Origin of the sequence: Pseudomonas sp. NPDC007930, from assembly GCF_042958985.1 — a bacterium.
Classification (GTDB): Bacteria; Pseudomonadota; Gammaproteobacteria; order Pseudomonadales; family Pseudomonadaceae; genus Aquipseudomonas.
Map to the genome: position 1 here is coordinate 26,688 of NZ_JBIBKC010000010.1, position 20,239 is coordinate 46,926.

Below are 20,239 nucleotides of genomic sequence, written 5' to 3' on the forward strand. Positions count from 1 at the left end.
AGGCTGATCTCCCATCGGCTTTCAGTAAGTTCTTCGAACCATTTTCGCCGCGTACTCCCCAACGTAAGTAAGCCATTCCAAAAGCGCGGAGGTGGGTGCCATGGCCCGTGGAAGCAAAGACAAATACACCGTAGAACAGAAACGCAAAGCCGAGCGGATCAAAAAGTCATATGAGCAACGCGGCGTGCCGAAGGCGCAGGCCGAAGGACGGGCCTGGGCCACTGTGAATAAACAGTCTGGTGGAGGCGAGAAGTCCGGGGGCTCGGGGCAAAAGACGTCGGCCTCGAGAAAACACGGAGCGCTATCAGACACTGCGAAGCGTGCGGCCAAAACCCGTCAGGGACATTCCCGCGATTCTTCAGCTTCACTGGAAACTCAAACCAAAGCCAGCCTGTTGGTAGAGGCGCGTAGTAGGAATATTCCGGGCAGATCAACTATGTCCAAGACCGAACTGATCCACGCACTGCAGCAGTGAGTTGTGAGCATTGCTCCAGGGGCGGTGCTACGCCGCCCGCGTCGGGGGATTCCAATCAACCATGTGATCCAGACGAATTCGGCGACATTCAGAAGTTCTGTTAGCATTGTTAGCAGGAATTACGCCGGTTGGCGTTCCGCCTAGCCCTTGATCCTTCCAGACCCACCACAATGCATTCCAGTAACCTTATTAGTCTGGTTCCATCTAGAACCGGTAGCAGGTACCTAGTACCTCGTACCCACTAGCTCTTAATGGCGCTGTTCTTTGTGGTGGCCTAAATATTTCGTCAAATTTTACCGCAGCTGACTGCTAGACGATCTGGGTTCCAACCGGGTTCCCATCGAACAAGACCGCTGACCTCATCTGGGATTCTGAAAACTACACGAATTTTTTGTGGGATCAATGGGTTTATCGGATCGTCTGGAATGGCCAGCGGATCACCAATGATTTCTTCCGTCACACTAAATCTATATGGTTTGCTGCCGCTATTGATGATTACGCTGCCGGGCACGATGATTTGCGGATTGTTACTAAGATTTTTGATGGTTGCTTCCAAAATCAAAAATTTCGATCCGGGTTGAGCACTGACGGACAACAAACCAAAATTTGTTGTTGTCGAAGTAGTACAGCGATCTGCTCTATTGGCGAACATGCCTATTTCAGCTGCGTTCGAGGAAGGATTGTTTCGTCGGTTTTCAAGTACTCGATACTACGCTTGGAGTTCTTTCTCCCGTTTAACTTTACGTTCCTGATCTAGCTTTTCTTGTTGTTCATTCGCCAAAGTGAATTCAATTGTCTCGGCGGCATTTTTGACAGCGGTGAATGCTTGTTTGTATGCAGTCGAATTCACATCAGTGATCGTGCGCATATGACATCCCAAAGCAATTTTTAACTGATCTTCGGTAATACCCGTCCCCGACATTCCCCGTTGGTACGCTGCTTTGTAAGTAGCAGAATAGTCATTCAATATTTCATCGTAGTATGTATTGTATTCCGGCTTTGCAATTGATAACGCTGTGTCCTTTAGTGGTGATGGGATTTTCGTGCTGGTGAAAAACTGAGGTTCATATCGCAACGCATGAATGACGTAGGTTCTGACGAAAAAGAATTGCGCTGATTTCACATTGTCTTGGCCGTAGTGGAAATCCTTTTCTATTTTCTTACATTCCTTCGTATGGTCTTCATCTAACGGGTTCTCGTACTGTTGGTTAGAAAGTGCGGGGGCGCAAAGGAAAATTCCGCACAATGAAAGCAGAGTCGCGATTCTCATACCTGAAAAATTCCAAGGGGCAATACTAGGGGGCGGCCAGCTGTGCTTGCCAGCCAGCTGGGACGGGAGTACCTACCCGCGCGACTTTGATCTGCGCTTTCCACTCAGCGAGTACCGGTAGGCGCAGCTCCATCGCTTGGGCATGTGATCCGGTCATTAACGATTTTGAGAGAATTTTTTTCCGCCAAACGCTTGTTGTACGTCGCTTGGGATTGCCAGCCGCACATGGTAGGTACCGCTTTGTAGTTCTAGGTCGTTTGCCATTTTGGCCTCCATTTGATGTTCATTGTACGTATTTAGTGTACGTAAAATAAACATTGAAAGCCGAAATAGCTGTGTTTACTGGGGTTTTGCTAACTGGCGGAGAGAATCCCTATCTCTCCGCCATATCTAGAAAAGCCCCGCAGGTGAAAGCTTGCGGGGTTTTTTTGTTTTTGCGTCCTGGGTGATGGGCCCTTCAAGCCCCCGTCACGCGCAGTGCGCATACAGCGCCTGCTCGAAGGTCATGCCGCCTATACCGCTCGGCTTCGTCAGCGCCTCCAGCAACGCCTTCAAGTGCTGTTGGTAAAAACGTTCGATGTAGTCGTCCCAGTGGCCGCCACCGGCGCGCTGGCGGAGGTCGATGAGCGACAGGCGGTTGCTCAGGTGGAGGCTCAGTTCACCTTTTGGGCCGGTGACCGGCGCCCATGCCCAGCCGGCTTCGGCGCCGCCCAACGCGCTGACCAGTGCATCCAGGGCGGCGGCTTGTGCGTCGCTAGGCTGAGGGCCGGCGACCCACAGCGCGGTGCCTACACTCACTTCCGGGACCTCGGGGTTCAGCGGGTAGATGCAGCTATAAACCGGCTGGGCAAGCACACCCGCCCAGGCGAAAAACGGGCGTTCGTGCAGCGCGCCCGATGTACGCTCCGCCAGAATCGCCCCGTAAAACGCCGGCGCGGCGAACGCGCCAGGCTTGTCAGTAGGCAGCAGCACCGTGAAAGCACCTGCCTGGCCCGGCAGCGCTTGCACCGCCTGCGCCAGCGCCTTCCGGCCCAGCGCCCCCAACCCCAGCATGGCCTGCTGCAGGCGCAAATAAGCCGGCTGGGACACTATATCCGCCAGCTCCAGGTGTACCCCACTCATCTGTTGTTCCTCCAGAAAGTCATAAAGGCTTCGGGCCATGAACTGCGCGGCATTCCCTGGCCCAAGGGCCAGCGAGCGTTGCAGAAAGCCGCTGATACGCCGCCAGCTCACCACCGGGTCTTGCCAATGCTCCGGCGGCAGGGTGCTGTGGGTCACCAGCACGATGGCCTTGTGCGGCTCTGGCCGAGTATCGAGGTACTGCCGGTAGAGCCGGAGCTGGTCAACGCGCTCCACGCCGTCGGTGCCGGTGTGCTCGGTAAAGCCGGCAGCCACCTTGTTCTCGATGATCATGAAGAACCCAGGGCCGTGGCCGACCAGGTCTGGCCGCTTGTTGTGCGCCAGCGAACCCGGCAGGTAGATCACATGCTGGGTGCCCCAACGTACCTGCGCCAGGGCCGCGGCGGTGGGCAGTTGCTGTTCCGCGGTGTGGAACAGCGTGCGCAGCACCTGGCCCAGTTGGCCCGCGGCGGTGCATTCACGCAGCCACTGTGCGAGCGCTTCAGTGAGGAAGTCTTCGAGTGGGGTGCGCAGCTCCCGTGGGCGGTAGCGAAACAATTGGCCTAGAAAGCTCATGGGCGGGGCCTTGAGCGAGCCGGGCCGCGCAGCGCCCTGGGCCGGCGGTTAGCCTTCACGGGTACAGCCACGGCCGCAGCGCCTCCAGGTTGCCCACCACAATCTGCTGCGCCGCCGCCTTGGCATGCACTTTGTTGGTGTCAATCTGATACCGCTGCAACACGTATTGCACCAACGCCCCGCGGGTATCGATCAGCAACTGCCCGCCGTGCATGCCGAAGTCCGTTTCAATGATCGCTTTTTGTTCCGGCCTGAGCCGTGAGTCCGGCTCGATGATCACCTGCACGGCGGTGTTCCAGCCGGTGTCGGCCTCGCGAGTGTGCTCGGAGTGGTCATCGAGCACCTCCGGCTCGCCACGCAGGCGGCTGAGCACGAAGTCGCGATAGTCGCGGTTTTTTTCACAGTAGGCGCGCACATGCCAGCGCATCCCGGTGTACACCAGCGTGTGCGGGGCGATCAGGCGGGTTTCCGCGGCGGGGGTGGCGAACGACACATATTCACACTCCAGCCGCAGCCCTTCGCGGCAGGCGCGCAGCAGCGGGCGCAGAACCTCAGGCCTGACCGAGCGGTCCGGCACCTGCAGCACCTCGGTGTGGGCATACGCCAGGGCCAGGCCGTCGATGTGCGGTGCGCGCTCGTGGTTCTGGTTCAGCAGGTGCAGGTAGGCGCTGGCGCTGTCACCGATGAACACCGGCTTGAAGCCCTTCGCCGGTACGTAGCCTTTTACGTGCTTGTCGTACTCGAGGTTGTCCGGCGCGTAGTCGTTGATGTAGCTGTTGATGTCTTTGGAGGCTTGCTGGCGGCTGATGCCGAAGCTCTGGGTCAGGTGGTTGGTGGTCAGCCGGCCTTCCCACCAGGCGACGGTCTCGATCAGCCGGTAGCGGAGGGCGAGATCCCAGCGTACGGCGTCGATGGATTGTTTGCGTTTCATGCGCGGGGCCTGTGGGTGAGCGCTCGATTCAACATGTAAACATTCCAGATGTGTCGTTTCAAGCGACGTATTACTCCAGAGAAGGGCTTGCGCACCCGCGGGCAGCGAGCGGTTATTCAAAGGCCGCTCTCGCGGATCGCGGTAGATACCTGTGCCGTGACTTCATCCGGCGCCAAGCCGGTGATATCGATCGCCAGGCTGGCTTGGGCTTGAAGCACTTCAAGCACAGCCGCCCGAAAACCGGGGGCAAGCGTTTGGTTGTCTTCCGGCGTGGCGCCGCGCGCGCGCAGGCGCCGCTGCCGTTCGGGCTCAGCGAGCAGCAACAACACTGTGAGGTCAGGTTGTACCAAGCTAGTGCCCAGGGCTTCAAGATTTGCAGTGACACCCCGGGCCTTTGCATAAGCGAGTGTCGAGGCCCAGTAGCGATCCATGAACACCCAGCCACCAGCCTCGGCCAACTGGCGCGCGTGCCGGCCGGCGCAGGAGACGCTGGCTGCGTAGAACAACGCCTTGGCCAGTTCATCCTCGGCAAACGCGGTGAGTAAGGCCTGGCGATGATCGCCCAGAGCAGGCCCCGGGGTACTCATCGCGCGGCCGGCAAAACAGCTCGCCAATACGTTCACGGCGGTGGTCTTGCCGACCCCATCCAGCCCTTCGATGACGATAAAACCGCCCATTTCAGTGCCCCTCCAGTGCCGTGGCGAGCCGGGCCATCTCCGCGTGCTCAGCCTCGCTAAAGCTATCGCTGGCAACGACGATGGGGATGCGCGTATCAAGGCCTTCCCTGAACCCGTAACGCTCCCGCTGCGCATGCAGCGGTGTGCCACGCAGTAGCATCAATGGCCAGGCGCGCAGGCGTGGCACCTGCTGTTGCTGGCACCAATCCACGCTGGCGCGGAAGCTGCTCAAGGTTTGAAGGGGCAAGCCATAGATCAGCGACACTTCGAAGTCGATCTGGCGTGTACGCAGCTCGTTGATTTTGCCGTGCACCAGCGCCATGTCATTTGGCCGGTCAATGGCGCGGTACTCGGCTTCTATCGTCGTTTGAAGGCCGAACTCCAGGGTTACGTCGAGGCCTTCGAGCGCGTCCAGAAATGCCGCGGAGCAGGTTTCGAAGCGGCACTGCAGTGCCAGTTTGGCAGTTACGCCTGCTGCCTTGACGGCGTTCAATACGGCAATGGCTCGCGCAGGGCTGGTGTGGAAAATCGGGTCCAGCACGGAGATACGTGTTACGCCGGCACTGGCGAATAGGGCCAGTTCCCGTTCCAGGCGCTGCTCATCGAACCGCTGGTGGCTTAGGCGCTTTCCAGGCTCTCGGTGTTGGCAGAACGCACATCGGAACGGGCAGCCCCGCTGGGTTTCCCAGCGCAGGCTCGGTAGCGGTTCGAGCGTATGCAGCAAGTAGGGCGACGGCAAGGCCAATAGGTCGTGCTCCGCCTTGAGGCCCAGGTCAGGGGTACCGGCCTTGTGGATACCGCAGCCTTGGAGGGCGTCGCCGCCGGCCAGTGCCACCATGGCCAGCTCCCCCTGGCCACGCACGAAATAATCAGCCCCTGGGTAGGCGCGTTCCAGTTGCCCCGTGGGCATGTAGGAAATCTGCGGCCCGCCAAGCACGACGCTAGCGCCACGCCGTTTGGCCGCCTTCAGCAAGTATTGCACTTCAGCATCGTTCCACACGTAGGTACCGAAGCCGACCAGGCAACCTGGGCCCGCCTCGGCGATGGCCTGCAGCAGCTCGGCACGCAGGCGCTCAAGGGAGAAACTCGCGCTGTTGACCTGCGCGGCAACCACCCGCCACGGCACGTTCGCCGCCTGAAGGGCCGCGGCAATCGAGGCGATGCCCAGGCTGGTCTTTCCGTCTTGAGGGCGCCACCAGTCTATCGATACGAGCACCACGGGCTTCATGGCGCTATCCCTTGGCCGTTGCGGCGATAACGCCCAGGATTACCCTGTAGGCGTTGCCGTACATCGTGGCGGAAGTTCTGCAAGGCGCGGTGGTCGCCGGGCGTAGTGGGCACGATGACCATGCCGCAACGGTTGGGCGCGAACAGCTTGAAGTGCTTGCCTCTTGAATAGGTCCAGCCGCGCTGGAGCAGTTGCAGTACCAGTTGGTTGATGTCTTTGTTTTTACTGAAGTACATGGTGGTGTCTCTATTGCGTGGTGGTGTGCGCACGATGCAATAGAGGCGGCTGCCGGTACTCGACAGCCAGCCGAAAGAAAAACCAGAAAAATCGTGGCGGCGCTTAAGCGCGTTCGCCTAGGCGTTCCAGCAGGTACTCGGCTACTGCTTGCCGCTGATAGATCACAGCGACCCACAGCGCATTGCGTTCGTTCGCGGGCTCGCCTTCGTCGAGCAGTGCCCAGGGGTTCCCGCCTGCCTCGAGCATGGCCTTGAACACCAGCAGGTCACCTGTTTGCGCGGCGAAAAGTGTGGGTGTCCAACGGTCACGGTGGCCATTGAAATCGGCATAGCGGCGGTTTGCGTCGGCGCCCTTTGCCAGTAATGCCAGCACGACCTGGCGGCGCGCGTGGGCGCTTCGTTGGTAATAGCGTGAGACCGCTTCGAAGATCAATGTATGGCGCGGGTTGGCGAGTTTCGTTTGGGTATTCTGGCGATGGGCGGCCAGTTCGCAGTCGAGGATCGCGCCACTTTTAGCATCGAAGGCGTCTGCCGGTACCCGCCCTTGCAGGTAGGCATTCCACTGCGTGGCATCGCCAGGGAGCAGGCTGTCGTGCAGCAGTGCCATCGCATACACCAATGCACTGGGGGAGGTGTAACAGGGCTGTTCAACATCCGCCCCGCGTTCGATGAGTTGCTCTACCACCTGGGGCGCGGCCATGTTCATAGCGATATGCAGCGGGGTTTCCCCTTTAGTGGAGGCCGGGCGGTTGGCGGTTTCAGGGGTAATAGGCAGGGTTAACAGATACTGCAAAATGTCAGGATTCTGCCGGTCCCAGGCCCGGCGCAGGGCGATGATCAGCGCTGTTTCGCCAGACTCGGGAATGAACGCATTCGGGTCGCCTCCGGCCTCGGCGAGTGCTTTCACGTCAGCCAGTTCGCCCAATAACACTGCGTTCATGAACGGGGTATAGCGCACCCGCCCTTCAGCGTGTTTGCGCAGCGCGTTGGGTGCTGCCAGGTCTTCAGCGCGCAGCACAAAAGGCCCCACGATGTGACGCAGTGCTGGTGGAATACGGGCTTTCGCCTGCTGCGGTGCAAACAGCCGTTCGAACCCAAACGACACGCGGCGCAGGGTTTGTTCGCCTAGCGGGCGTTTCGGTGGGGTGTTCAAGCCCAGCCAGAAACACCTGTCCCAATAATGGTTGGCGTGTACCTGGTTGCCCACGCCAACGGCGTAGCACAGGGCCTCATGGATAAACGCATGTTGGTTGGGCCCGGCTCGCCACCAGGCGTGGTCGCAGGTCGCGGCGTACAGTTTTAGCGCTGTCGCGCTGTCTTCAAGGTTGGCGGCCAGGCGGGCGGAATACCCGAGCCAGAGGTATTCATGGGCGGCGCGGACAGCTGGCGTGCCGCGCTCGCAGAGGGTGCGAAGCCAGCCGAGGCGGTCGCGAATGGGTTGTTGATTGTGGGCAGTATCGGCAAATAAATGATGCAGTTCTTCGAGCACCGGCGCTACTCGGTCGCGCACCGCCAGGCTTTCGCGGTCAGCTGCCTCACGCTTTACGCTGGAAATGAACTGCGCCTCGGTCTTCAGGGGCTGTTGGGGGAGCGCCCGAAACGCCTTTTCTAGGCTGCTACGAAAGCCCGCCGGGCATGATTGCACGGCGGCGGCGATGATCAGCCAGCCAATCAGCCGTTCTTGATTTGCGCTGGGCAGCTTGCAATCGAACAGCAGCGCCTCAAGCGTATTTCGGTAGGGCCATAATCCGGTGCCGATAGGGCCACCCCGTTGCCAGCGGGCCAAGGTGCGTTCGTCCAGATCGGCGTGGTTGGCGAGGCGAGCTAGTAGTGTTTTTTCTTCCAGTGCGGTGTGCTGCTGTGCAGCGCTCAGCCAGGCGGCAAAGGGAGACGCCCACCAGGTACTGATCTCGAATAAAGGCAACTCTAGGGTTGCGCGTTTGAGCGCCGCCGCGATTTCTGGGATGACCAGCCATTTCATGATGGCGGAGTGCGCCGGGCCCTGTAGCAGGCCTGTGGTATCGAAGTTACGAGCCAGGGAGCGCAAGAGCCCGCTGTACCGCGTCCAGGCGGCCTCGGCCCAGTTGCTCCAGGCCGCACCGGCATCGTCGCGAATGGCGCGTAGCCATTGGGCTTGGCAGGTTTCCAGCAACTCGAAATTGCTGCCAGGCCGCGCCTCGAGGGCCAAGTGGTCCAGATCACGGTCTAGCCCTTTTCCTTCAAGGCAGGGGCGAAACCCTGTCGCGGTGATCAACGCTCGAAGCACCTTGCCGGGGGCTGGCAGGATAACGCTGTGTTTCATTTCAAGTTGCACCTGATAAGGCTGGGTGCCGCCAGCAAAAGGCGGCGTGTCACTTTAGCGATCACACGATGGGCTGGGCTACCGCAGCGGCAGCCTACCTGCGCGAAAACTTTACCTGTTCATGTAAACACTCTAGATGTGTAATTTGAAGCGACATATCGTTTCTCCAGCAAACCGAGCGTACGGAGAAACACATGAGTGCAATGGACGTCTTGGCGGCACTGGGCTGGGCCGCTGCCGCCGTGCTGGGCATCGCCCTGTGCCAAAAGGCCTGGGCAGCCCAGCGGCATGCCCGGCGCGCCTGTGAGTGCGAGCAAAGCCTGGCGCGGCAACAGGCCTTGGCCGAACAATGCGAAAGCGAGCGCCGCGAGTTGGCCTCGGCGGTGCGGGCAGAAAAGGCCCATGTAGAGCAACTGCAGCGCAAGGTTGAGGTGTTCCGCGATGAGGCCCAGGGCGTGCGCGCGGCGCTGCACCAGGTGCTAGGCCGGTTGATCGAGGCCCAGCGCGAGGGCGGGCTGAGCCACTTGCGTTACGCGCAGTTGCTCGAGGAGTACCGAGCGCTGAAGGCCAAGGGGCGGCCATTGGTGCCTTGAGCCGCTACGCTCAGGGCGCCTCGACCACCGGGTAACTCGCATCGCCCCACAGCGTGCCAGGGTTGTCGAGCATCAACAGGATGATCAACGGCACCAGTTTACCCAGCAGCCCGGTGGCATCGCGCAGTTGCGCGCGGTTGGTGGTGCCGTTGCAGGTGGCACCGCCGTGCATCACTTGGTTACGCAGGGTGTAGATGCGGTTGAACAACACCCCGAGTACTTCGGCGGTGTCGCGTTTGGCCAGCGCGTCATGGGCGCGGCGGCGGCCGTCGGCGAAGCGTTTCTCCCATTCGGCGGCGCTCAGCTTGCCGTTCTGGTGGTCCCAGAAACTTTGGAACACATAAGGGTTGTTCAGCAGTACCCGAATCGCCCCGGGGAACTCCGCCCACACCAGTTTCTCGATGCGATGCTGCTGGTCGAGCTCACAGAGTTTGCGCAGGAAGGCGCGGAAGGCCTCTTGTTCAGACAGCCGATACTTCTCATCGATGTCGGTGGCATACGCCGCGTTGAAGGCGATCCACAAGAACACGAAGCGGCCGTCGATGTCTTCAGCTTGTTCGGCGCGTTGTAACCAACTCAGTGCGCGGTGCACCCGCAAGGTCAGGTTGAGGGGGTGGCCTTCGCGCTCTTTGCGCTGGCGGGTTTTCAATGCCTGGTAGTTCATGGGCGGTCGTCCTTGGTGTGAGGGGCGTAGAGTGCCAAACCCTGTTGCAGGTGGGCGATGATTTCAGCGCGAAGTTCGCCTGGCGCGTCGATGCGGATCGAACCGGCTTGTGAAAGCAACCACCATTTCAATTCCCAACTGTCGACGACCGTGGCCACTAACGTTGCACCGCCCGGCTGTGCTTCAAGTTGCATGTCGGCGGCCAGCGGTGTTTCGCGCAGGCGCGCGGCCAGCGCGCTGTCGACCCAGCCGCGCAGCTCAATGTGCCTGGGTTGGCCGAACTGCATCGCGCCTTCATCCAGCCAGGTGTTCAGGTCAAAGCCCGCGGGGCGTTGGCAGGCGCTCTCGAGCACGGCCACCTCGGTAAAACGGTGCAGCGCGTAGCGGCGGATGTCGGTGAAGCCATCGACGGTGGCGATCAGGTAGGTCACCTGCGCCCGTTGCACCAGCGCCAGTGGGTGCAAGGTCAGCGCCTGGGTGGTGCCCTTGCTGCTGGAGTGGTAGCGGCAATGGACCTGTAAATCATCGAGCAACGCCTGCTGGATCGCCGCCAGGCATTGTTCGTTGATGTCTGGCGGCAACAGGCTGAGCGCCGGGTGCACGCTGGCGACTTTTTCCACCCAGCGCGCCGGCGCGGAGTCCTCACTGAGCGCCTCGAGTTTGCGTTGGGCCAGTTGAAAGCGCGGTTCGAGCACCTTCAGCAGTTGGCCTGGGATGATCGGCCGCAGGCTGTCTTCAAGCAGGCGCAATGACAACGCTTCGCTCAAGGTCACGCTGGGAAACTCCAGCGTGGCGCGCTGCTCCCAAAACCAGCCGCGGGGTTGCGCTTCCTGGCAATTGATCATGAACAGCCGGCTGAGCTCGACCAGGTCGCGCTCCACCGTGCGCTTGCTGGTGGCGAACCCCCCGTGCGCCAGGGCCTCGTGCAGCTCGGCGGCAGTCAGTGAGCGCGGGTAGCGCGGGATCAGGCGCATCAGCTCCCACAGGCGGACGAGTGTTTGGTGGCTGCTTTGCGTGGGCATTGGAGGGGCTTCCTGGCAGGGGGGGCGGCACGGCGCTGGCGATTGCCCGCGCTAGAGCTATCGGCATGCACCGATAACGCTTAAGAAAAATATCCGTAGCGCGCGACATTCCCTGTCGCACCCACCCGGAGGATGGCCTTGGACAACTCAAGGAGCTACACCATGGCCGATGCCCATGCCCGCCTGCACCAGCTGCTGGACAGCAGCTTGCCGCCACTCGAGGCGGTGCAGTACCTGCCCATCCCCGCCACGCGCCGCACGCCACTGGGGATCGGCCGCCCCTCGCAACGGGTGTGGCGCGATGGCCAGGCGCTGTTCGGCACCACTGTACTGGCGGCCTGCAGCAGCCTGCCGCTGCTCATGGCGGTGTACGGGCGGCTGCGCAGCCATGCGCTGCAGGGGGATGCCGATGCGTTGAACGACCTCGGCTGGCTGTGGCTGAACGGCACCCGCCTGCAGGGCGATGTGCCCCTGGCCCGGCGCCTGCTGCGCCTGGCGTTCGTGCTGGGCAGCCGCGATGCTGCGTTCAACCTGGCCGAGCAGGCCTGGCACGGCTTGGGGCGGCCGCTGGATAAGGCGGTGGCGGCGCAATATTACGAGGCGGCGCAGTGGCCGCTGGTGGGGTTAGATCGCGGCCGGCAGTGCCGGTGAGGGGAGGTGTGCGATGAAGAATGCATTGGCGGTGGTGGGGTTGGTCGTGGTGGTGCGCAAAGGGTATGCGCTTTACCGGGAGTATTGTGATTTGAAGCGGGCGCAAGAGGGGCAGCGATGATGGTCAGGCCTTGGCCGCCGATGACGTTCACGTGCCAGGCGTGTGGGTGGCGGGTGACCACCTTGGGCTCAAGCGACGCGATGCGGCTTGGTGTGGATATTTTCGATTGTTGCGCGAAGTGCATGAGTGCCGAGCTTGATAGGCGTGAGGCGACACCTTCGGAAGTGCGTCGGGAGCGCTGGCGGCGGAGTATCAAATGGCGTTGAAAGTGGAAATTGTCGCGGAGGCTCTCAAAATGAATCGCCGGCGGCGGTTAAAGATTGCCAGCGTGGCGCCGATCCAAGCGGGGTAGGCAGCGTTACATAACGAACAGATGAGGCCTCTGCGCAAGCTCTTTCGGGAGCCGGTTACGCTTTAAATTCTGTTGTTCCCAACCAGATTCGCTAAGAATTACCCGCTCAGAGGTTTGAGATGACGGACGAAACGGAAGACAACGGCTCCGCCTTGATGAAGATGGTCGAGGCTATCGCGATCACCCCTAAGGATGCACGTGAGCTTGTGACGCAATATGAAGGACAGATCCGGAAGGCAAAGCCCAAGGTAACAGATGCTCAGGTTCAGGTCTTAGTGACTGATAAAATCATCTCCCGCTACGCCAAGATGGCAGCTACCTCTGGTGGTGCTACCTCGCTGGCGGGCGTCATTCCAGGTGTTGGTACCGCGGTTGCGATGGTCGGAGGCGGCCTTGCAGATGTTTCGGTGTGCATGAAATTGCAGATCGATATGACGATGTGCCTTGGCATGGCGATCAACAAAAAAATGACCAACGAAGATGCTAAGCACATGTCGTTCGTTATTGCTTTGAGTGGTTCGCTTGAGCAAATGGCAAAGGAAGGCGCGACCAAGGTCGGTTCCAAGGCGGCTGTGAAGGTCGTCGAGAACACCCTTAAGGGCGCGACTCTGCAAACCATCAAGCAGTTGTTCAAGATGGTAGGTATCACCTTCACCAAGAAGTCTCTTGTCAAGGCGATTCCTTTTGGTGTGGGTGTTGTCATCGGCTCTACTGCCAACTACGCCCTTACTCGCTACGTGGGCAGCGTCGCCCGTGATGTGTTCCTGCTTCATGTCGAGGGAGATGAGGCTGCGGCGCAGCCCGCCTGAGTGGATTGATCAAAGCGTGGGTTTGGACCCGCCAGCGCATTGGTTAGAGGTTGGCCCTTCGCGCGGCACAGCCGGGATGCTGTTCACTTGGGCAATCAAAGCGCTAAGTGGAGGGTGAAAAACCCTGGTCTCTTCACCTGGTTTTACTGAGCGCATGACCTGACTGGCCCCTCGCCCGGCACAGCCGGCCTCCACCGGATTTGTGTAGTACCTGCTCTTCAGGGCACTACACAAATCCGGTGGGCCGCTACCCCACACCAAGCCCCACCCCACTCACACCCCCAACGGCATCACCCCCATAAAATTCCCCAGGTTGCCCATCTGCGCCCGCGCCATCTGCGGGCCGGTCTGCACCCGCGCGCCCAGTGCCTGGGCCCGCGCCAACAGCGGAGTAATCTCCGGCGAGGTCACCACGTCGGCCACCAGGCACCCGGGGCTGAGGGTAGCCAGTAACGCCTCGGGCAACGGCAACTCGCCGCCATCGCCCATGCCGATCGGCGTGGCGTTGGCGACCAGGCCAAAGCCGGCCAGTGAGGTGTAGGCATGGCTGACCCGGGTACCCGTGAAGGCCGCGCGCAGCGCCTCGCCCAAGGCCTGCGCGCGGGCGCTGTCGAGGTCGGTGATCACCAGTTCGGCGGCGCCGGCTTCGCACAGGGCACAGGCAATCGCACTGCCCACCCCGCCCGCGCCGAGCACCAGCGCGCGCTGGCCTTGGGCGCTGAACCCGTGCGCGCGCGCGGCGCCGAGAAAGCCTTCGCCATCGACGTTATCGCCGAGCAGGGTGCCATCGGCTTCACGGCGGATCACATTGACCGAGCCCAGCAGCTTGGCGCGGGCGCTGAGGTGGTCCAGATGGGGGGCGATCAATTGCTTGTAGGGCACGGTGACCACGCAACCGTCGAGGTTGTGCCAGCCGCGCAGGCAAGCGATGAAGGCGGGAATGGCGCCGGCGTGCAAGTCAATAGGGAGCATCACCTGATCTTGGCCGTTGGCCTGGAACCAGGCGTTGAAATTGTGCGGGGATTTTACCTGGGCGATGGGCGAACCCACGATCGCCACCAGCCGCGTTGCGCCACCTACCATGTGCTGCCTCCAAGCCTATTGACGTTGTTGTGGTGAAAGCCTGAGCGTATGCGCGCTAAATGGCAAAGGGCTTGGTGCGCAAACCGTGCGATCAGCGCGGTGCGCGCGCCAACATGAAAAAACCTAACGGCCAACCCAAATAATATGAAATTGCTTCACGGGGTGGCGCCCCGGACAATCCCTCCATCGCATTGAACGCATGGAGACCCCCACATGGCACTCGCCCACACCCTCGGCTTCCCCCGTATCGGCGGCGACCGCGAGCTGAAAAAAGCCCAGGAAGCCTACTGGAAGGGCACCCTCGACGAAGCCGGCCTGCGCGCCGTCGGCCGCGAGCTGCGCGCCGCCCATTGGCAACTGCAAAAAGCCGCCGGCATCGACCTGCTGCCAGTGGGCGATTTCGCCTGGTACGACCAGGTGCTCACCCATTCGCTGACCTTCGGCGTGATCCCCGAGCGCTTCCGCCCGCAGGGCGATGCCAAGCCCGGCCTGGATACGCTGTTCGCCATGGCCCGTGGTGCCACCGGCAACGGCGGCTGCTGCGCCGGCGCCCACGCCCAGGAAATGACCAAGTGGTTCGACACCAATTACCACTACCTGGTCCCGGAATTCACCGAGCACCAGCCCTTCACCCTGAGCTGGGAGCAACTGTTCGAAGAGGTCGAAGAGGCCAAGGCCTTGGGCCACAACGTCAAGCCGGTGCTGCTGGGCCCGCTCACTTACCTGTGGCTGGGCAAGGCCAAGGGCGCCGCGTTCGACAAACTCGAGCTGGTCGACCGCCTGCTGCCGTTGTATGCCGAGATCTTCCAGCGCCTCGCGGCGCAAGGCGTGGAGTGGGTGCAGATCGACGAACCAATCCTGGTGCTGGACCTGCCGCAAGCCTGGAAAAACGCCTACGAGCGCGTGTACAACGTGCTCCAGCGCTCACCGCTGAAAAAACTCGTGGCCACCTATTTCGGCGGCCTGGAAGACAACCTCGGCCTGGCCGCCAACCTGCCAGTCGATGGCCTGCACATTGACCTGGTGCGCGCGCCGGAGCAGTACCCGACCATTCTTGACCGCCTGCCGGCCTATAAGGTGTTGTCGCTGGGCCTGGTGAACGGGCGCAACGTGTGGCGCTGCGACCTGGAAAAAGCCCTCGGCGTGCTGCGCCATGCCGCCGAAGGCCTGGGTGACCGGCTGTGGGTGGCGCCGAGTTGTTCGCTGCTGCACAGCCCGGTAGACCTGGCCCGGGAAGACCAACTGGACGCCGAGCTCAAGGGCTGGCTGGCCTTTGCCGTACAGAAGTGTGAGGAAGTCGCGTTGCTGGCCAAGGCGGTGAACACCCCCGCCGCGCCGGAGGTGGCCCACGCGCTGGCCCACAGCCGTGCGGTGCAGGCCAACCGCGCCGCCTCGCCGCGCATTCACAAGCCCGCCGTGCAGGCGCGCCTGGCCGCCGTGCGGCCCAGCGACAGCCAGCGCCCGTCGGGGTTTGCCCAGCGTATCGCGGTGCAACGCGCCGGGCTCAACTTGCCTGCCTACCCCACCACCACCATTGGCTCGTTCCCGCAAACCTCGGCGATCCGCGTGGCGCGCCAGGCGTTCAAGCAGGGCAAGCTGCTGGCGGCGGATTACATCGAGGCCATGCACAGCGAGATCCGCCACGCGGTGCAGGTGCAGGAAAACCTCGGCCTGGACGTGCTGGTGCACGGCGAAGCCGAGCGCAACGACATGGTCGAATACTTCGCCGAGCAGCTCGACGGCTATGCCTTCACCCGCTTTGGCTGGGTGCAAAGCTACGGCTCGCGCTGCGTGAAGCCGGCGCTGATCTACGGTGACCTGAGCCGCCCCAAGGCGATGACCGTGGAGTGGAGCACCTACGCGCAAAGCCTGACCCGCAAGGTGATGAAGGGCATGCTCACCGGCCCGGTGACCATGCTGATGTGGTCGTTCCCGCGGGAAGACCTGAGCCGCGAAGCGCAGGCGCGGCAGTTGGCCCTGGCGATTCGTGACGAGGTGGTTGACCTGGAAGCGGCCGGGATCAAGATTGTGCAGATCGACGAAGCGGCCTTCCGCGAAGGCTTGCCGCTGCGCCAGGCGGCTTGGGCGGGTTACCTCGCCTGGGCGACCGAAGCGTTCCGCCTGTGCGCCTCGGGCGTGCGCGATGAAACCCAGATCCACACGCACATGTGCTACAGCGAGTTCAACGACGTGATCGAGGCCATCGCGGCGATGGACGCCGACGTGATCACGATTGAAACCTCGCGTTCGGACATGGAGCTGCTGCAGGCCTTCGAGCAGTTCGCCTACCCCAACGAGATCGGCCCTGGCGTGTACGACATCCACTCACCGCGGGTGCCGAGCACCGAGGAAATGGCCAACCTGCTGCGCAAGGCGGCCCGGCGCATCCCCGCCGAGCGGCTGTGGGTCAACCCGGACTGCGGGCTGAAAACCCGGGGCTGGGCGGAAACCGAAGCGGCCTTGGTGAACATGGTGGCGGCCGCTCGGGTGTTGCGCGCCGAGGGGTAGCGCTCAGATTTGCGCCTGGCCGCCGTCAACGAACAGTTCGATGCCGTTGACGAAACTCGCGTCGCTCGACGCGAGGAACAGCGCGGCGCTGGCGATTTCGTCGGCTTCACCCACGCGGCCCATCGGGATCAACGACGCCAGGTAGTCGAGCAGGCCCTGCTGCTGCGCGGCATCCGGGCCGGCGAGGTCGACCAGGCCTGGGGTGCGGGTGGCACCGGGGCTGAGGGTGTTGATCCGCACCTGGCGCTCCTTGAGGTCAAGAATCCAGTTGCGAGCGAAGGCACGCACCGCGGCCTTGGAGGCGGCGTACACGCTGAACGCCGCGGTGCCGGAGCTGGCGGCGGTGGAGCCGGTGAGGATCACCGAGGCTTTTTGCGCCAGCAGCGGCAGGGCCTTTTGCACGGTGAACAGCACGCCTTTGACGTTGCGGTCGAAGGTGTCGATGTAGTGCTGTTCGGTGATCTCGCCCAGCGGCAGCATCGAGCCACCGCCGGCGTTGGCGAACAGCACGTCGATGCGGCCGTGGTTGGCGCCGATTTGCGCATACAGGGCGTCGAGCTGGTCGAGCTGGGTGGAGTCGACGCGCACGCCGGTGGCGTTGCCGACGGCGGCCACGGCGGCGTCGAGCTCAGCCTGGCGGCGGCCGGTGATGTATACGTGGGCGCCTTCGGCGGCGAAGCGCTTGGCGGTGGCCAGGCCGATGCCAGTGGTGCCGCCGGTGACCAGTGCGATTTTGCCTTCCAGTTTGTTAGCCATGGTGTTTCTCCCGAGTTGCGATTGAGTGAGTTGCGGTGTGGGAGAAGCATATCGACGGGGGGCGTGTTTCAAAATAGAAGTGTGGAAAAGCTACCGTTTCATAAATGAAATGATAGTGGCAAGGGTTTGAGGGCCCTTCGCCCGGCACAGCCGGAGTGCCGGACCACGGCCTCCCACGGGTTCTGTGTTGCCTAGTAAATCAAGTACTTACGCATATCTGGTGGGAGGCCGGCTGCGCCGGGCGAAGGGCCATTCAGCCCATGCACCCAGTAAAACCACCTGAAAAAAACCAGGGTTTTTCACCCTCGATTTAGCGCTCTGCCCGCCGTGCGAGCTGCCGGGTAGGTTGTGGAGTGGCCTCAGCCACCCTGGCGGTTGCGCGCCACGATCGAGAGAAACTGCGCGGGCTCGGTCACGCCATAGTAGGCGTGAGGCATCGAGGCATCGAAGTACACGCTGTCGCCCTTGTCGAGCCGCAACGGGGCGTAGTCGCGCATCAGGAACATGATGCTGCCCTCGAGCACCAGCACGAACTCTTCGCCGTCATGGCCTTCGAGCACGCGGTTTTCGCCTTCCGGGATGGCGTCGACGATCGTCGGCTCCATGGTCTTGACCGCCAACTCCGAGCCCAGCCACTCATACAGGCCCCGCGCGGTGGAGTGGCTGGGGCCTGTGCCGGCGCGGTTCACCGCGCGGCAGCCGGGGGCGAAGCGCTGTTCGTGGCCGCCCATCAGGTCGGCCCAACCGATGCCCAGGGCCTCGGCCAGGCGCGAGAGCACCGCATAGGTGGGCGAAATCAGGCCGTTCTCGATACGCGAAATCGTTGAAATCGACACCTTCGACTGCTCGGCCACCTTGGCCAGCGACCATTTCAGCTCTTTGCGCCGCGCCGCCAGCAGGGGCCCGGGGGCGAGGCTGCTGGTGGGCTGGCTGAGCGCTTCGTTCATGTACATTGTCCGGCAATACCAAAACCGCGATTCTGCAATTTTTTGCATGCCTGCACAATGCCTGCAAAAAATTTGCACTTATGCAAAATATCTCGTAGATTCGATCCCGCAACCACAACAACGAGCTTCACGCTTCGCCCCTTTCTTAGAGCCTGCCTTCGATGCGTGCCGCCGCGGTACGCGCCCTTTTCGTTTGGTACGACAGGTGACCCATGGCTCTGGACACACTCGCAGTAACCCGCCGTAAATTCCTGCGCTACAGCGCACTGGCCGGCACCGCCTGCGCCGCTTCCGGGCTGTTGGGCCCGCTGGCCCCGGCGATGGCCGCGCAACCGATCAAAACCATCCGCCCCGGTTACCTGACCGCCGCCATCCTCGGTGACATGCCGCTGGCGGCGGTCAAGGATGGCCAGCCGGTGGGTACCGACCTGGACATGCTCAAGCTCATCGCCGACCGCCTCGAACTGAAGCTCGACATCGTCCCGATGGGCTTCCCGGCGGTGATCGAAGCGGTGCGCAGCGGCCGCGCCGACTGGTTCGGCGGCAACTTCGCGTGGAACCCGATGCGCTCGAAAATCCTCTTGCTGACCGACGCGGTGTTCTACACCGGCGCTTACATCATCATGCGCGACGGCGAGGCGTTCGATGGCGCGCTGAGCGTCGCCGACCTCAAGGGCCGCACCCTGGGCAGCATTACCGGTTACTCGATCGTGCCTGACATGAAAAAAGTACCCGGGGTGAAGGAGGTGAAGCTCTACGACAGCAGTGACGCCTGCGTACGCGATGTTTCCGCCGGGCGCCTGGATTTCGCCGCGCTGGACGCGCCGACCATTGACTACATGATCCTGCAGAACCCCGCGCTCAAGCTCAAGCAGATCCCCATCACCTATGACCCGGCCTTCCCCAGCCTGACCGGCAAGTTCGAAGCGATCTGGGGGGTGTACCCGCAAAACCAGGACCTGTTCGACGCCATCAACCAAGGGGTGCGCTGGCTCAAGGCAACCGGCCAGGTCGCGCCGATCCTCACCCGCTACGGCATCGCCAACCCAGACTACCTGCAACCGATGCCCAGCGACCCGCGCCTGGGCGTGGACCGCGACGGCAACGGCGCATTGCTGGGGCCGTTCGCCCACCCGCCGCGTGACTTCAGCACCGCCTTCAGCTAAGCCCGCCCGCCGTTCAGGAGCACGTTATGACCGCCACCCCAGCTGCCGCGGCGTTGGTCAGCATCGCCGGTTTACACAAGGCCTATGGCCAGCTCGAAGTGCTCAAGGGCATCGACCTTGATGTGCTGGCCGGGCAAAAGGTGTCGTTGATCGGCCCCAGCGGGTCGGGCAAGACCACCTTGCTGCGCTGCATCAATTACCTGGAGGTGCCGAGTGCCGGCACGGTGCACCTCGCCGGGCAATTGATCGGCCAGCGCCGCCAGGGTAACCGCCTGGTACCGATGGGCGACCAGGCCCTGGCACGCATGCGCAGCGAAGTGGGCATGGTGTTCCAGCGCTTCAACCTGTTTGCCCACCTGGATGTGTTGCAGAACATCATGCTCGGGCCGCTGAAGGTGCAGGGCTGCGACCGCGCCGAAGCCGAGCAGCGGGCGATGGCGTTGCTCGGCAAGGTGGGCCTGGCGCACAAGGCCCGGGCGTACCCGCAGCAGTTGTCCGGTGGCCAGCAGCAACGGGTGGCGATTGCCCGCGCGCTGGCGATGCAGCCCAAGGTGATGCTGTTCGACGAAGCCACCTCCGCGCTGGACCCAGAGCTGGTCGGTGAGGTGCTCAAGGTCATGCAGCAGTTGGCCGAGGAGGGCATGACGATGATCCTGGTCACCCATGAGATGCGTTTCGCTGAGCAGGTGTCTGACCACGTGGTGTTCATGGCCGACGGGCGCATCGTTGAGCAGGGCCCGCCGCGGCAGTTGTTTCACCATAGCGAGGTGCCGCGCACGCGTGCGTTTCTCCAGGCCGTGCAGGAGCGCTGAG

The 20,239-nt window shown here is 62.2% G+C and carries 20 protein-coding genes; 7 read left to right on the plus strand and 13 right to left on the minus strand.

What is annotated here, in order from left to right:
- The first annotated feature begins 100 nt into the window (after window positions 1-100).
- Window positions 101-475, plus strand: a complete 375-nt coding sequence (locus ACFZCE_RS19250; protein ID WP_390941917.1) for a termination factor Rho — start codon at window positions 101-103, stop codon at window positions 473-475.
- Window positions 476-761: 286 nt separating this feature from the next.
- On the opposite strand, the gene ACFZCE_RS19255 is transcribed toward ACFZCE_RS19250, so the two are convergent.
- From ACFZCE_RS19255 to ACFZCE_RS19290, 8 genes are all read right to left on the minus strand, one after another.
- Window positions 762-1,127, minus strand: coding sequence for a hypothetical protein (locus ACFZCE_RS19255; protein ID WP_390941919.1), 366 nt, complete (start codon window positions 1,125-1,127; stop codon window positions 762-764).
- 57 nt (window positions 1,128-1,184) lie between these two features.
- On the minus strand, window positions 1,185-1,745 hold the full coding sequence (locus ACFZCE_RS19260; protein WP_390941921.1) for a hypothetical protein: 561 nt from the start codon (window positions 1,743-1,745) through the stop codon (window positions 1,185-1,187).
- 468 nt (window positions 1,746-2,213) lie between these two features.
- Window positions 2,214-3,440 (minus strand): hypothetical protein, encoded by a 1,227-nt coding sequence (locus tag ACFZCE_RS19265; RefSeq protein WP_390941923.1) that lies wholly within the window; start codon window positions 3,438-3,440, stop codon window positions 2,214-2,216.
- Window positions 3,441-3,495: 55 nt separating this feature from the next.
- Complete coding sequence (locus ACFZCE_RS19270) at window positions 3,496-4,371, minus strand: WYL domain-containing protein (RefSeq protein ID WP_390941925.1); 876 nt, start codon at window positions 4,369-4,371, stop codon at window positions 3,496-3,498.
- A 116-nt stretch (window positions 4,372-4,487) separates the two neighbouring features.
- Complete coding sequence (locus tag ACFZCE_RS19275) at window positions 4,488-5,048, minus strand: AAA family ATPase (RefSeq protein WP_390941926.1); 561 nt, start codon at window positions 5,046-5,048, stop codon at window positions 4,488-4,490.
- A 1-nt stretch (window position 5,049) separates the two neighbouring features.
- Window positions 5,050-6,276: a cobalamin-dependent protein gene (locus tag ACFZCE_RS19280; RefSeq protein ID WP_390941928.1), complete on the minus strand. Its 1,227-nt coding sequence runs from the start codon at window positions 6,274-6,276 to the stop codon at window positions 5,050-5,052.
- Window positions 6,273-6,512 carry a hypothetical protein gene (locus ACFZCE_RS19285; RefSeq protein ID WP_390941930.1) on the minus strand — a complete coding sequence of 80 codons (240 nt, stop codon included), beginning with the start codon at window positions 6,510-6,512 and terminating at the stop codon, window positions 6,273-6,275. The genes ACFZCE_RS19280 and ACFZCE_RS19285 overlap by 4 nt, the downstream gene beginning before the upstream one ends.
- A 103-nt stretch (window positions 6,513-6,615) precedes the next feature.
- On the minus strand, window positions 6,616-8,814 hold the full coding sequence (locus ACFZCE_RS19290; RefSeq protein ID WP_390941932.1) for an ankyrin repeat domain-containing protein: 2,199 nt from the start codon (window positions 8,812-8,814) through the stop codon (window positions 6,616-6,618).
- A 194-nt stretch (window positions 8,815-9,008) separates the two neighbouring features.
- Here ACFZCE_RS19290 and ACFZCE_RS19295 point away from each other — a divergent pair, with 194 nt between their 5' ends.
- Window positions 9,009-9,407: a hypothetical protein gene (locus ACFZCE_RS19295; protein ID WP_390941933.1), complete on the plus strand. Its 399-nt coding sequence runs from the start codon at window positions 9,009-9,011 to the stop codon at window positions 9,405-9,407.
- A gap of 10 nt (window positions 9,408-9,417) precedes the next feature.
- Here ACFZCE_RS19295 and ACFZCE_RS19300 read toward each other — a convergent pair whose 3' ends face one another.
- Window positions 9,418-10,071, minus strand: coding sequence for a hypothetical protein (locus ACFZCE_RS19300; protein WP_390941935.1), 654 nt, complete (start codon window positions 10,069-10,071; stop codon window positions 9,418-9,420).
- Window positions 10,068-11,093 (minus strand): WYL domain-containing protein, encoded by a 1,026-nt coding sequence (locus tag ACFZCE_RS19305; RefSeq protein ID WP_390941937.1) that lies wholly within the window; start codon window positions 11,091-11,093, stop codon window positions 10,068-10,070. The genes ACFZCE_RS19300 and ACFZCE_RS19305 overlap by 4 nt, the downstream gene beginning before the upstream one ends.
- Window positions 11,094-11,255: 162 nt before the next feature.
- On the opposite strand from ACFZCE_RS19305, the gene ACFZCE_RS19310 reads away from it, so the two are divergent.
- The gene (locus ACFZCE_RS19310; protein WP_390941939.1) at window positions 11,256-11,744 is read left to right on the plus strand and encodes a hypothetical protein; all 489 of its coding nucleotides are present in this window, start codon (window positions 11,256-11,258) and stop codon (window positions 11,742-11,744) included.
- 532 nt (window positions 11,745-12,276) lie between these two features.
- Window positions 12,277-12,966, plus strand: coding sequence for an EcsC family protein (locus ACFZCE_RS19315; RefSeq protein ID WP_390941940.1), 690 nt, complete (start codon window positions 12,277-12,279; stop codon window positions 12,964-12,966).
- Window positions 12,967-13,239: 273 nt separating this feature from the next.
- Here the strand turns inward: ACFZCE_RS19315 and ACFZCE_RS19320 are convergent, their stop codons facing one another.
- Window positions 13,240-14,049, minus strand: coding sequence for a shikimate dehydrogenase family protein (locus tag ACFZCE_RS19320; RefSeq protein ID WP_390941942.1), 810 nt, complete (start codon window positions 14,047-14,049; stop codon window positions 13,240-13,242).
- A 213-nt stretch (window positions 14,050-14,262) separates the two neighbouring features.
- On the opposite strand from ACFZCE_RS19320, the gene metE reads away from it, so the two are divergent.
- Window positions 14,263-16,557, plus strand: a complete 2,295-nt coding sequence (gene metE / locus ACFZCE_RS19325) for a 5-methyltetrahydropteroyltriglutamate--homocysteine S-methyltransferase (RefSeq protein ID WP_390941944.1) — start codon at window positions 14,263-14,265, stop codon at window positions 16,555-16,557.
- 3 nt (window positions 16,558-16,560) lie between these two features.
- Here metE and ACFZCE_RS19330 read toward each other — a convergent pair whose 3' ends face one another.
- Window positions 16,561-17,313, minus strand: a complete 753-nt coding sequence (locus ACFZCE_RS19330; RefSeq protein ID WP_390941946.1) for an SDR family oxidoreductase — start codon at window positions 17,311-17,313, stop codon at window positions 16,561-16,563.
- Window positions 17,314-17,672: 359 nt separating this feature from the next.
- Window positions 17,673-18,260, minus strand: coding sequence for a helix-turn-helix domain-containing protein (locus tag ACFZCE_RS19335; protein ID WP_390941948.1), 588 nt, complete (start codon window positions 18,258-18,260; stop codon window positions 17,673-17,675).
- Between the two features lie 212 nt (window positions 18,261-18,472).
- Between ACFZCE_RS19335 and ACFZCE_RS19340 the strand changes: the two genes are divergently transcribed.
- Together ACFZCE_RS19340 and ACFZCE_RS19345 are read left to right on the plus strand one after the other, a co-directional pair.
- Entirely contained in the window at window positions 18,473-19,426 is a 954-nt protein-coding gene (locus tag ACFZCE_RS19340; protein ID WP_390941950.1) for a transporter substrate-binding domain-containing protein, read from the plus strand.
- A gap of 26 nt (window positions 19,427-19,452) precedes the next feature.
- The gene (locus tag ACFZCE_RS19345) at window positions 19,453-20,238 is read left to right on the plus strand and encodes an ATP-binding cassette domain-containing protein (protein WP_390941952.1); all 786 of its coding nucleotides are present in this window, start codon (window positions 19,453-19,455) and stop codon (window positions 20,236-20,238) included.
- The last annotated feature ends 1 nt before the right edge of the window (window position 20,239 follow it).

What these genes read in the sequence shown, in the direction of transcription:
- ACFZCE_RS19315 (WP_390941940.1), top strand. Translation starts at nt 12,277, where the DNA reads ATGACGGACGAAACGGAAGACAACGGCTCCGCCTTGATGAAGATGGTC.
- ACFZCE_RS19305 (WP_390941937.1), bottom strand. Translation starts at nt 11,093, where the DNA reads ATGCCCACGCAAAGCAGCCACCAAACACTCGTCCGCCTGTGGGAGCTG.
- ACFZCE_RS19265 (WP_390941923.1), bottom strand. Translation starts at nt 3,440, where the DNA reads ATGAGCTTTCTAGGCCAATTGTTTCGCTACCGCCCACGGGAGCTGCGC.
- ACFZCE_RS19270 (WP_390941925.1), bottom strand. Translation starts at nt 4,371, where the DNA reads ATGAAACGCAAACAATCCATCGACGCCGTACGCTGGGATCTCGCCCTC.
- ACFZCE_RS19345 (WP_390941952.1), top strand. Translation starts at nt 19,453, where the DNA reads ATGACCGCCACCCCAGCTGCCGCGGCGTTGGTCAGCATCGCCGGTTTA.
- ACFZCE_RS19250 (WP_390941917.1), top strand. Translation starts at nt 101, where the DNA reads ATGGCCCGTGGAAGCAAAGACAAATACACCGTAGAACAGAAACGCAAA.
- ACFZCE_RS19275 (WP_390941926.1), bottom strand. Translation starts at nt 5,048, where the DNA reads ATGGGCGGTTTTATCGTCATCGAAGGGCTGGATGGGGTCGGCAAGACC.
- ACFZCE_RS19285 (WP_390941930.1), bottom strand. Translation starts at nt 6,512, where the DNA reads ATGTACTTCAGTAAAAACAAAGACATCAACCAACTGGTACTGCAACTG.
- ACFZCE_RS19335 (WP_390941948.1), bottom strand. Translation starts at nt 18,260, where the DNA reads ATGAACGAAGCGCTCAGCCAGCCCACCAGCAGCCTCGCCCCCGGGCCC.
- ACFZCE_RS19255 (WP_390941919.1), bottom strand. Translation starts at nt 1,127, where the DNA reads ATGTTCGCCAATAGAGCAGATCGCTGTACTACTTCGACAACAACAAAT.
- ACFZCE_RS19310 (WP_390941939.1), top strand. Translation starts at nt 11,256, where the DNA reads ATGGCCGATGCCCATGCCCGCCTGCACCAGCTGCTGGACAGCAGCTTG.
- ACFZCE_RS19320 (WP_390941942.1), bottom strand. Translation starts at nt 14,049, where the DNA reads ATGGTAGGTGGCGCAACGCGGCTGGTGGCGATCGTGGGTTCGCCCATC.
- ACFZCE_RS19260 (WP_390941921.1), bottom strand. Translation starts at nt 1,745, where the DNA reads ATGAGAATCGCGACTCTGCTTTCATTGTGCGGAATTTTCCTTTGCGCC.
- ACFZCE_RS19280 (WP_390941928.1), bottom strand. Translation starts at nt 6,276, where the DNA reads ATGAAGCCCGTGGTGCTCGTATCGATAGACTGGTGGCGCCCTCAAGAC.
- ACFZCE_RS19295 (WP_390941933.1), top strand. Translation starts at nt 9,009, where the DNA reads ATGAGTGCAATGGACGTCTTGGCGGCACTGGGCTGGGCCGCTGCCGCC.
- ACFZCE_RS19290 (WP_390941932.1), bottom strand. Translation starts at nt 8,814, where the DNA reads ATGAAACACAGCGTTATCCTGCCAGCCCCCGGCAAGGTGCTTCGAGCG.
- ACFZCE_RS19330 (WP_390941946.1), bottom strand. Translation starts at nt 17,313, where the DNA reads ATGGCTAACAAACTGGAAGGCAAAATCGCACTGGTCACCGGCGGCACC.
- ACFZCE_RS19300 (WP_390941935.1), bottom strand. Translation starts at nt 10,071, where the DNA reads ATGAACTACCAGGCATTGAAAACCCGCCAGCGCAAAGAGCGCGAAGGC.
- ACFZCE_RS19340 (WP_390941950.1), top strand. Translation starts at nt 18,473, where the DNA reads ATGGCTCTGGACACACTCGCAGTAACCCGCCGTAAATTCCTGCGCTAC.
- metE (WP_390941944.1), top strand. Translation starts at nt 14,263, where the DNA reads ATGGCACTCGCCCACACCCTCGGCTTCCCCCGTATCGGCGGCGACCGC.